The sequence below is a fragment of the Streptomyces fuscigenes genome, from assembly GCF_021556455.1.
GTDB lineage: Bacteria > Actinomycetota > Actinomycetes > Streptomycetales > Streptomycetaceae > Streptomyces > Streptomyces fuscigenes.
Map to the genome: position 1 here is coordinate 1 of NZ_JAKGCV010000551.1, position 3187 is coordinate 3187.

General features: G+C 74.6%; 3 protein-coding genes. 1 reads left to right on the forward strand and 2 read right to left on the reverse strand.

Translation table 11 applies throughout. The features are described from left to right. Positions 1 to 107 precede the first annotated feature (107 nt). The gene (locus L1885_RS26095) at positions 108 to 1133 is read right to left on the reverse strand and encodes a CobW family GTP-binding protein (RefSeq protein ID WP_235799627.1); all 1026 of its coding nucleotides are present in this window, start codon (positions 1131 to 1133) and stop codon (positions 108 to 110) included. A gap of 248 nt (positions 1134 to 1381) precedes the next feature. Next, entirely contained in the window at positions 1382 to 2560 is a 1179-nt protein-coding gene (locus tag L1885_RS26100) for a citrate synthase/methylcitrate synthase (RefSeq protein ID WP_235799625.1), read from the reverse strand. 97 nt (positions 2561 to 2657) lie between these two features. Here L1885_RS26100 and L1885_RS26105 point away from each other — a divergent pair. Beyond that, on the forward strand, positions 2658 to 3187 hold a 530-nt coding region (locus L1885_RS26105; protein WP_235799626.1), incomplete at its 3' end, for a citrate synthase.

Here is a 3187-nt window from a genome sequence, read left to right on the forward strand (position 1 = left end):
CCGTGATCGGACCGATTCTCGACCGGCTGCCGCCCGGCCGCCGCGCGGCTGAGCGCACGGTCGGCGTCGGGGTGCCGCGCCGGACCGTGCGCGGGCCGCGCGCCCGCTCACTCCTCCGGCGCCGCCACGTAGCGGAGCACGCCCCACATCGCCGACTCGTCGCCTGCGGCCCCGGCTTCCGGATCCCGCGGCGCCTCGCACGCGCCGAGGGCCGACGTCAGACCCCCGCCGTCGATGTCCATCCCGATCAGCACCAGCCGCGTCGCGCGCTCCTCACCGGGCTCCCACGGCTGAGGCGTGAAGCGCAGGAAGCGGCCGACGGCGTGCACCGCGTAGCGGTTCGCCGGGTCGGCCGCGCCGAAGTCCACGAAGCCCTTGATGCGGTACAGCCCCTCGGACCTGCCGTCCAGGAACGCCATCAGGCGCCGCGGGTCCATCGGCCGGTGCGTGACGAACGACGTGCTGTCGTAGGCCGCGTGGAGGTGGCTGCCGTGGTCCTCCGGCGCGAGCACGTCCTCGAACGACAGCTGCCCCACGCTCTCGCCCCGGGGACGCCGGTCCACCAGGAGTTCCGGGTCGAGCCGGCCGTGCGAGACGGCCACCGACGGGATGCCTGGCGCCGCGTTCGCGACGGCCGCGGCGGTCTTCGCGAGCCGCTCCTCCCCCGCCAGGTCGGCCTTGTTGAGCACCACCAAGTCCGCGACGGCGAGCTGCCGCTCCAGGCCGGGGTGGCGCTCGCGCGTCTCCTCGTAGCCCACGGCGTCCACCACCTCGACCAGACCGCCGTAGCGCACGCGAGGGTTGTCGGACGCCAGCAGCATGCGGACCAGTTCGCGGGGCTCGGCGAGGCCGCTCGCCTCGACGACCACCACGTCGATGCCGAGCCCGGGGTCCGTGAGCCGGCTCAGGTACGCGTCCAGTTCGCTCGCGTCGACGGCGCAGCACAGGCAGCCGTTGCCGAGCGAGACCATCGACGAGCCGACCTGGCCCGCGACCGTCATCGCGTCGATCTCGACGGCGCCGAAGTCGTTGACGACGACGCCGATGCGGGTGCCACGGCTCTCGCGGAGCAGGTGGTTGAGGAGCGTCGTCTTGCCGGCGCCGAGGAAGCCCGTGAGCAGGATGACGGGCACGGCCGCCGGGGCCCCGTCCCCGGCGCCGTCCTGGGCCGTGGCGGCTCCGGCCGCGCCGCGGCCCGCCGCGGCCTCGCCCGTGCCGGCGGCCCGTGCTCCCGAGGCCGTCGTTTCCGCGGCCCTCGTCCCCACTGGTGCGGACGGGCCCGCCGCGGTGTCGGGGCGGGGTGCGTACGCGGCGGGGCCGGCGTCGGGATCGGGCTGCGGCGGCGTCGTGGTCACGGGCCCCGATCGTAGTCGCGCCCGGCTCAGGGAGCGGGGACCGGCTGCGGTGGCGCCTGCCCCACGTACCGCGCGCCGGGCCTGATGATCTTCGGATCCGCCGCCTGCTCCAGGACGTTGGCGCTCCAGCCGACCACCCTGGCCACCGCGAACGTCGGCGTGAACATCGCGCGCGGCAGGCCGCACTGCTCCATGACGACGCCGGCGTAGAACTCCACGTTCGTGTGCAGCTCGCGGCCGGGCTTCAGCTCGGCGAGGATCGCCTCCACCCGCTCCTCGACGCGCACGGCGAACTCGATCAGCGGTCCGCCGAACGCCAGGCCGAGGGCCCGCAGCATGCGGGAGCGCGGATCCTCGGTGCGGTACACCGCGTGGCCGAACCCCATGATCCGCTCGCCCCGCCCGATCCTCTCCCTGATCCACGGGTCGATCCGCTCGACGGTCCCGATCGCGTCCAGGGTGTCGAGCGCGCGGGCGGGGGCTCCGCCGTGGAGGGGCCCCGAGAACGCGCCGACGCCCCCGACCAGGCAGGCCGCCAGGTCGGCACCCGTGGACGCGATGACCCGCGCGGTGAAGGTCGACGCGTTGAAGCCGTGGTCGACGGTGGCCACGAGGTACTGCTCCACGGCCCTGGCGTGCTCCGGGTCGGGCTGCGAACCGGTGAGCATGTAGAGGTAGTTGGCCGCGTGTCCGAGATCGTCGCGGGGAGCGACCGGCTCCAGTCCCTGCCCGATCCGGTGCAGCGCCGTCAGCAGTGTGGGCACGACGGCGCAGGTGGCGAGCGCGTCCTCGACGCGGCGCTCCGGGCCCGTGTCGTAGAGCGGGCGCAGGCCGGTGGCGGAGCCGTACAGCGAGAGCGCGCTGCGGAGCCCGGCGAGGGGCCCGGCCGACGCGGACGCCCGGGCGATCGCCGGCAGCGCCCGCGCGACCTCGTCCGGGAGGCGGCGCAGCGAGGCGACCTCCGCCGCGAAGGCGGCCGAGCGCTCGGCGTCCGGCAGCTCCCCGTGGAACATCAGGTGCCAGACGTCCTCGAAGCTGCGGCTCTCCGCCAGCTCGATCGCGGAGTACTGGCGGTAGTGGTAGAAGCCCTCGGCACCGCGCACGTCCCCGAGCGCGGTCTCGGTGACGACGACGCCCGCGAGCCCCCTCGGTACCTCGACGGCGGGTACTCCGCGGGCCGCCTGCGGCGTTCCGGTGTCCGACATGGTTCCTCCTTCTCGACGTGACTCGACTGTCCATCGTTGATAAATGACTGTCAATATTGATTCAATCAATGTGTAAGCCGATGGGTACAGTGTCGGCATGACGGACACGACGGGTGACGGCGGAACCGCCGGAAAGGCCCGGCTGACCACCCGCGAGGCCGCTCGGCGGCTCGGGGTGAAGCCGGAGACCGTGTACGCGTACGTCAGCCGGGGACAGCTCTCCAGCCGCCGCGACCCGGCGGGCCGCGGCAGCACCTTCGACCCCGCGGAGATCGACGCCCTCGCCCACCGGGCGCACCGCCCCGCTCCGGCCGACGGTGACGTGACGCGGCCGATCGAGACGGGTGTGACGCTGATCGGGGCGGACCGGTACTGGTACCGGGGCGTGGACCCGGTGGAACTGGCGCGCAGCCACCCCTACGAGGAGATCGCCGACTGGCTGTGGACGGGAACGCTCACCCCGGGACGGGAGTTCACGGCCCCGGCGGAGCTGCTGGCCGCCGCGCGCCGGGCGGTCGACGCGCTGCCCCCGCACAGCGGCGGCACCGACCGGCTCCGGGCGGCGGCGGTCGCCGCCGCGGTGGCCGATCCGCTGCGCTTCGACCTCTCGCCCGAGGCGGTGCTCGG